We start from the raw sequence: 6,860 nt of genomic DNA, 5'->3' as shown, positions 1-6,860 counted from the left end.
CCCCCCCCCCCCCCCCCCCACCCCCCCCCCCCGCCCCGGGGGGGGGGCGCGCGCCCCCCCCCCCCCCCCCCCACTCCGATCTCGTCCGGGGTCGGCCTCAGGTCCGCCGCAGCGCCTCGTCGAGCTCGCCGGCGTCGCGGCGGCGGCGGAGCTCGGCGAGGCGGAAGAAGTCGTCCTTGGGGCGGGCGCGGAAGTCGTCGGCGTGCTCCTGCACGAAGGCGACGAGGTCGCCGATGCCGTCCTCGATTCGGCGCATCCGCAGGTCGGGCAGCAGCGAGGAGAGCTTCGCGAAGGAGACCCGGTAGTCGCGGAGGTCCGGCGACGGGTCCGCGATCTCGACGGGGGCGCCGGTGAGGCGGGAGACGATCCCGGCGGCCGTGCTGACCTGGATGGTCGCCTCGTCCGAACCGACGTTCACGATCTGGCGGCCCACCGACCCGATCGGCGCCTCCATGAGGGCCCGGGCGGCGATCGCGATGTCGCCGGCCTGCACGAAGGGGCGCCACGAGGTGCCCGCGCTGCGCATCCGGACGGCGCCGTTGATCACGGCGTCGTACACGAACTCGTTGATCGCCAGGTCGAGGCGCAGGGCGGGCGACGGGCCGTAGACCGTCGCGTTGCGCAGCATCACCGGGACGAGGTCGCCCCGGTCGGTGCCGAGGAGGTTCTGCTCGACCGCCACCTTGCACCGGGCGTACGCCGTGAGCGGGTTGGTCGGGCCGTCCTCGTCGACGATGGCGTCGCCGGTGGCGCCGTACACGCTGCACGAGGAGAAGTAGACGAACCGGCCCACGCCCGCCTCGGCGGCCAGGTCGGCGAGGCGCACCGAGCCGCGGTGGTTGATCGCGACCGTCAGCTCGGGGTCGAGCTCGCCGAGGGGGTCGTTCGACAGCTCCGCGAGGTGGACGACGACGTCGCGGCCCGCCAGCGCCGCCGCCGCGACGTCACGCGTGTCGCCCGTCGAGTCGGGGGCGTCCCGCGGCTCGAGCAGCGCCCGCCGGTACAGGCCCGAGTCGAGGGTGGCGACGTCGTGGCCGCCCCGTCGGAGCTCGGTGACGAGGAGGCTGCCGAGGTAGCCGTCGGACCCGGTGACCAGCACGCGCACGGCGCTCAACCTAGCCCGTCGAGCAGGTCGGCACCGGACAACGTCGCGGCCGCCGTCCGGATGTCCGCGAAGTCCAGGTCCGCGCGGGCGGCGACCTCGAGCAGCGACGTGTCGCCGTCGGCGTAGGCGAGGGTCCACAGCATCGCCATCACCGCGTCGCTCGCGGCCCTCCCGCCCGTGGTCGGGTAGATGCCCCGGGTGCCGAGCTGCGGCTCCCCGTACGGCGCGAGGTTGCGCGGGCGTCCGTCGTTCTCGAGGACGTCGACGACCTCCACCAGCGCCACCAGCGCGTCGGTCAGCTCGGCGGGCGTCACGTGGGCCAGGTCGTCGTGGGAGGTGTGGTACTCGGGGTACTCGTTGTGCGGCGTCCGCGACAGCCGCCCGACGGGCAGGTCGAAGCCCAGCGCGTTGTACTGCCGCTCGTCGTAGCCCCACGGCGAGTAGTCGCGCACCTCGCCGCCGCGCCGCCGGACGACGTGCCCGACGGCCGCGTCGACGCCGCGGTCGCCGCGCCGGGTCCGCTTGTAGACGAGGTGGCCCGGCCCGCCGAGCCCGGTGAGCACGAGGCCGTGCCGGATCCTCGGCAGCACGTCGGCGTTGCGCGACAGCCACAGGACGGCGCCGACCGTGCCGGGGGCCATGACCACCCGGTAGGCGTGGCGGCGGGGCACCCCCGCGAGCAGCCGCACCAGCTCGGTGACCAGCACGAGCCCCGACAGGTTGTCGTTGGCGAGCGAGGGGTGGCACAGGTGTGCGGACAGCAGCACCTCGCCGGCCTCCTCCCCCTCGGGTGGCGGCACGGTCGCCGGCAGCAGCACCTCGCCGTACGTCATGTGGCCCGGGCCGAGGTCCGCGTCGACGACGACCTCGAACGGCCCCTCCCCCAGTCCGTCGAGCTGCCGCTGCGTCAGGCAGAAGCCCCAGGTGCGGTGGTAGTACGACGTCCGGTACGGGATCGCGTCCGGCGCCTCGGGCAGCGTGTGCAGGTGGGGCAGCAGGTCGTCGCGCGAGAGGGTCGCCCGCACCGGGGTGCTGTAGCCGACGACGTGCAGCGTGTGGACGTCCGTGTCGACCACGACGTCGCCCGTCGAGGTGTCCGTGAGCCACGCGCGGCGCAGCGTCCACTCGTCGGTGATCGTCCAGTCGTGCGCGCGGGTGCCGGTCGGGACCTCGTGCCGCTCGATCGTGGCCGACCCGGCCAGGGACTCCCCGAGCAGGTCCAGCGTGGCGCGCACCCCGGGACCGGTGAGGCTGCGCGGCAGCGGGTAGAGCTCCGCCACCCTGGCGTGCATCCGCTCGCCGAGGCTCGCCAACGACGTGCCGTCGGGCAGAGCGCCGGCGCGCAGCGCGTCGGTCAGGCCCGCGAGCGTCGTCACCGCTGCTCGCCGCCGGGCGGGAGCAGCAGCGGGTCGACGACCACGTCGCCCGGCACGACCCCGGGCATCGCCTCGAGCACCGACTCCGGCAGCACGAGCGCCTCCGCGACGGGCTCGCCGTCGGTGAGGCGGACCGCCTCGTGCAGCAGCACGGCCCCGTCGTCCGCGACGACCTCGGCCAGCGACGCCGCCTCGACGAGCGGGACCGTCTCGACCATGGGCGCGTCCGGCACGACCAGGCGCCGCGGCTCGGCGCGGTCGCGGAGCGCCGGGGCGACCGGCCGGCCGCGCAGCAGGCCGTCGACGCCGCCCTGCTCGAGGGCGCGGCGGTACGTCGGCAGCGCGGCGTCCACCGCGGCGAGCGTCAGGTCGACGTCCGCCTCGGTGTGGGCGGCGGAGACGACGAACGACTGGCCGAGGACGCCGTGCTCGAGGAGGCCCTGGAGGAACAGCGTCCGGTAGGCCTGCGACGGCGCCCCGTCGGCGTCCCGCGTCGCGAAGACGAGGCACGACGGCCGGCCGAGCGCCTCGACGTGACCGCTGACGCCGTGGACGGCGGCCAGCTCGTTGACACCGGCCGCCAGCGCGGCCCCGCGGCGCTCCATCGTGCCCACGACGTCCCAGGCGTCGTACGCGTCGGCGACCGCGAGGTACGCCGCGAGGCCGGTGACCTCGGCGCCGTGGGTGCTCGAGAGCAGGAACGCCCGCGACTGCGAGGTCCGCAGCCCGCCCAGCTCCATGAGGTCGCGGCGGCCGGCGAGCGCGGAGACCGCGAAGCCGTTGCCGAGGGCCTTGCCCCAGGTGGACAGGTCCGGGGTCACGCCGTACGTCGCCTGCGCACCGCCGGCGGACCAGCGCATGCCGGTGATCATCTCGTCGAGCACCCACACGGCGCCGTGGTGCTCGGTGAGCGCGCGCACGCCCTCGAGGTAGCCCGGCTCCGGCGCGACCGTCCCGGTGGCGGCCTCCATCACCACCGCGGCGACCTGCCCGGCGTGCCGGCGCAGGAGGTCGTCCAGCGCGTCGAGGTCGTTGTAGGGAAAGGTCAGCGTCCGTGCGCGGTCCGCGGCCGGGATGCCGGCGTGCATCGGGGTGGTGCCGATGAACCAGTCGTCGGTCGAGAAGAACGGCTGGCTGCCGCACACCGCGACGAGCTCGCGACCGGTCGCGGCGCGGGCGAGGCGGACGGCGGCCGTCGAGGCGTCCGAGCCGTTCTTCGCGAACTTCACCATGTCGGCGGTCGGGACCTGGGCGAGGAACCGCTCCGCGGCGTCGACCTCCCAGGTCGTCGGCCGGGAGAAGCTGACGCCGTCGCGGATGGCGGCGCTGACGGCGTCGACGACCGGCGCGTAGCCGTGGCCGAGGGTGACGGACCGCAGCCCCATCCCGTACTCGACGTACCAGCGGCCGTCGGCGTCGAGCACCCGCGCGCCCTCGCCGCGGACGAGCACCGGGGCCATCCCCTCCGGGTACTGGTCGGCGCCGCGGGCGTAGGTGTGCGCGCCGCCGGGGACGAGCTCGTGCAGCCGGTCCTGCAGCCGCGTCGACTCCGCGAACGACGGTGGCGTGGGCAGTGACCTGGACGCTGGTGAGGCGGCCGACGGCGTGCCGGCCGGCAGGATCCGCTCGGTCATCGTGCTCCCTCCTGCGGGCCCGACCCGAGGTCGAGGCGCACCTTGGCCGCGCGGAACGCCTCGGCGTACGGCGCCCGGCACTCCATGCCCCGCAGCCGCATGAGCCCCCCGAACACCTCGGGGTCCCACCAGTCGCGGGCGTGCTGGCTGGGGAAGCTGGCGTCGAGCAGCTCGATCTTGCGGGCGCGGGTGGCGTCGTCGACGCCGACGTAGTGGGTCATGGCTCCGAGGTCCCCGTCCCACTTGGGGATCTCGTAGTGCAGCACGAGCGCGTCGCGCCAGACGGTGGTGACGAGGTCGCCGACGAGGCGGTGGTCCTGGTGGGCGTCGTCGGTGCGCGGCGCCAGCACGAGGTCGGGGGCGGTCCGGCGGCCGACGTCCTCGAGGGTCTGCTTGACGGCGTCCCAGTGCTGCGGGAGCCGGCCGTCGGGCAGGTCGTGGACCTCGACCTCGGCGCCGGGCACGAACCGCGGCAGCGCCTCGCGGGCCTCGGTCTCCCGCGGCCCGCCGCCGCCGGTGAGGACGACGCCGCGCACCGTGGTGCCGGGCCGCTCGGCGAGCGTCAGCAGGGTGGCGCCGCAGCCGATCTCGACGTCGTCGGGGTGCGCGCCGAGGCACAGCACCTCGAGGTCCCCGGCGGCGGGTGACAGCGCCAGCATCAGTCGTCCCCCATGGACGGCGACTCGAGGTCCACGTCGGCGACGGACGAGCCGCCGTTCGAGTGCCCGCCGCGCCACAGCGCCCACGGGCTGTCCCCGTGGCGCCAGCGCTCCTCGAGGGCCGACCGCTCCTTCAGCGTGTCCATCGGCGCCCAGAACCCGTCGTAGCGGACCGCGCGCATCAGCCCGTCCTTGGCCGCGCGGACGCAGCCGTCCATGACGAGGTCGTCGCCCTCCTCGAGGTAGTCGAAGATCGACTGCCGGAACACGAAGTAGCCGCCGTTGATGCGCATGTCCATGTCGGCGACGGCGGTGAGGCCGGTGACCATCCCGTCGTCGATGCCGACGACGTGGAAGGAGTCCTGCGGCGTCACGGTGAGCATGGAGCCGACCGCGTCGGAGGCGGCGAACTCCTCGACGATCGTGTCCATCGGGGCGTCCGTGAGCACGTCGCCGTAGTTGGCCAGGAACATCTCGTCGTCACCGAGGTGCGGCCGGACCCGGCGCAGCCGCTCCCCGATCGGGGAGCCGACCCCGGTGTCGACGAAGGTGATGGTCCAGTCGCTGATGTCGGTCGACAGCATCTCGACCTCCGCGCCGCCGCGGCGCAGCACGAAGTCGTTCGAGCTGGTCTCGCGGTAGGTGAGGAAGTAGTCCTTCACCGCCTGGGCGCCGTGGCCGAGGGCGAGGACGAACTCGGTGTGCCCGAAGTGCGCGTAGTAGCGCATGACGTGCCACAGCACCGGGCGCGAGCCGATGGGCATCATCGGCTTCGGCAGGGACTCCGGCCCGGTGCGCATGCGCATCCCCAGGCCGCCGCAGAACAGCACCACCTTCATGGCCGACTCCTCACCAGACCTCGAGCTCGGGCACGAACACGACGAGCTTCCCGCCCCACTCGCGCACGTGGGCGAGCTGCGCGGAGATCTCGGACCGCAGGTTCCACGGCATGATCACCACGTAGTCCGGCTTCTCGGCGTCGAGGTGCTCGGGCGGGTGGACCGGGATGTGCGTGCCGGGCAGGAAGCGGCCGTGCTTGAACGGGTTGCGGTCGACGGCGAACTCGATCTGGTCGCGCTGCACGCCCGCGTGGTTCAGCAGCGTGTTGCCCTTGCCGGGCGCGCCGTACGCCGCGACCCGCTTGCCCTCCCGGGACGCCTCGACGAGGAACGACACCAGGTCGTCGCGGACCTTCGCCACGACCGGGGCGAAGCCGGCGTGGCCCTCCAGGCTGTGCAGCCCCGCGGCCTCCTCGTCGGCCAGCACCTTCGCCACCCGCTCCGACGGCTCCCCGGCCGTCGCGGCCGGCTTCGACCAGGTCCGCAGGGAGCCGCCGTGCGACGACAGCTCCTCGACGTCCACGACGACGAGCCCGGCGGTCGCGAGCACCCGCTGGGTGGTCAGCAGCGACACGTAGGAGTAGTGCTCGTGGTAGATCGTGTCGTAGGCGCGGCCGTCGATGAGGCGCAGCAGGTGCGGGATCTCGATGGTCAGCGTGCCGTCGTCCGCCAGCAGCGCGCGCAGCCCGGCGGTGAAGTCGACGATGTCCGGCACGTGGGCTAAGACGTTGTTGGCGACGACGAGGTCGGCGCGGCCGTGGCGCTCGGCGACGTCGGCGCCCGTTCCGGCACCCAGGAACGCCACCTCCGTGTCGATCCCCGCCGCGACGGCGGCCTCGGCGACGTTCGCGGCCGGCTCGATGCCCAGGCAGCGGATCCCGCGGTCGGCGACGTGGCGCAGCAGGTAGCCGTCGTTGCTCGCGACCTCGACGACGAAGGAGCCCTCGCCGAGGCCCAGCCGGTCGACGGCGTCCTCGACGTAGGTGCCGGCGTGACGCACCCAGGAGTCGGAGTAGGACGAGAAGTAGGCGTAGTGGCTGAAGATCTCCTCCGCCGGGATGTACGCCGGGAGCTGCACGAGCAGGCACTGCTCGCACACCCGCACGTGCAGGGGGTAGAACATCTCCCCCTGGTCGAGCTCGTCGGCGGTCGGGAACGTCTCGCACGGCGGCGACATGCCGAGGTCGACGAAGGTGTGGGTGAGCTCGGCGGAGCAGAGCCGGCACCGGGGCGACGTCATCGGTGGG

The 6,860-nt window shown here is 74.1% G+C and carries 6 protein-coding genes; all 6 read right to left on the bottom strand.

Annotation, left to right across the window (positions count from 1 at the left end; all coding sequences use genetic code 11):
• Positions 1–97 precede the first annotated feature (97 nt).
• Genes MJ876_RS14220 through MJ876_RS14195 form a run of 6 tightly spaced genes read right to left on the bottom strand, consistent with a single transcriptional unit; the run spans position 98 to position 6,853 of the window.
• A complete protein-coding gene (locus MJ876_RS14220) occupies positions 98–1,105 on the bottom strand; it encodes an NAD(P)-dependent oxidoreductase (RefSeq protein WP_240237170.1) in 1,008 nt (335 codons plus the stop codon).
• A gap of 5 nt (positions 1,106–1,110) precedes the next feature.
• On the bottom strand, positions 1,111–2,481 hold the full coding sequence (locus MJ876_RS14215) for a DUF4910 domain-containing protein (RefSeq protein WP_240237168.1): 1,371 nt from the start codon (positions 2,479–2,481) through the stop codon (positions 1,111–1,113).
• Positions 2,478–4,115: a glutamate-1-semialdehyde 2,1-aminomutase gene (locus MJ876_RS14210; protein WP_240237166.1), complete on the bottom strand. Its 1,638-nt coding sequence runs from the start codon at positions 4,113–4,115 to the stop codon at positions 2,478–2,480. The genes MJ876_RS14215 and MJ876_RS14210 overlap by 4 nt, the downstream gene beginning before the upstream one ends.
• Positions 4,112–4,774: a PIG-L deacetylase family protein gene (locus MJ876_RS14205; RefSeq protein WP_240237164.1), complete on the bottom strand. Its 663-nt coding sequence runs from the start codon at positions 4,772–4,774 to the stop codon at positions 4,112–4,114. The genes MJ876_RS14210 and MJ876_RS14205 overlap by 4 nt, the downstream gene beginning before the upstream one ends.
• Entirely contained in the window at positions 4,774–5,613 is an 840-nt protein-coding gene (locus tag MJ876_RS14200; protein ID WP_240237162.1) for a glucose-1-phosphate cytidylyltransferase, read from the bottom strand. Before MJ876_RS14200 ends, MJ876_RS14205 begins: the two co-directional genes overlap by 1 nt.
• Before the next feature lie 10 nt (positions 5,614–5,623).
• The gene (locus MJ876_RS14195; RefSeq protein WP_240237160.1) at positions 5,624–6,853 is read right to left on the bottom strand and encodes a class I SAM-dependent methyltransferase; all 1,230 of its coding nucleotides are present in this window, start codon (positions 6,851–6,853) and stop codon (positions 5,624–5,626) included.
• Between the last annotated feature and the right edge of the window lie 7 nt (positions 6,854–6,860).

Origin of the sequence: Nocardioides sp. CFH 31398 (assembly GCF_022436705.1) — a bacterium.
GTDB lineage: Bacteria > Actinomycetota > Actinomycetes > Propionibacteriales > Nocardioidaceae > Nocardioides.
The sequence above is the reverse complement of the archived record's forward strand: the minus strand, read 5'-3'. Positions and strand labels throughout refer to the sequence as shown.

Coding starts and splice junctions, on each gene's coding strand:
- MJ876_RS14210 (WP_240237166.1), bottom strand. CDS start 4,115: ATGACCGAGCGGATCCTGCCGGCCGGCACGCCGTCGGCCGCCTCACCA.
- MJ876_RS14205 (WP_240237164.1), bottom strand. CDS start 4,774: ATGCTGGCGCTGTCACCCGCCGCCGGGGACCTCGAGGTGCTGTGCCTC.
- MJ876_RS14200 (WP_240237162.1), bottom strand. CDS start 5,613: ATGAAGGTGGTGCTGTTCTGCGGCGGCCTGGGGATGCGCATGCGCACC.
- MJ876_RS14195 (WP_240237160.1), bottom strand. CDS start 6,853: ATGACGTCGCCCCGGTGCCGGCTCTGCTCCGCCGAGCTCACCCACACC.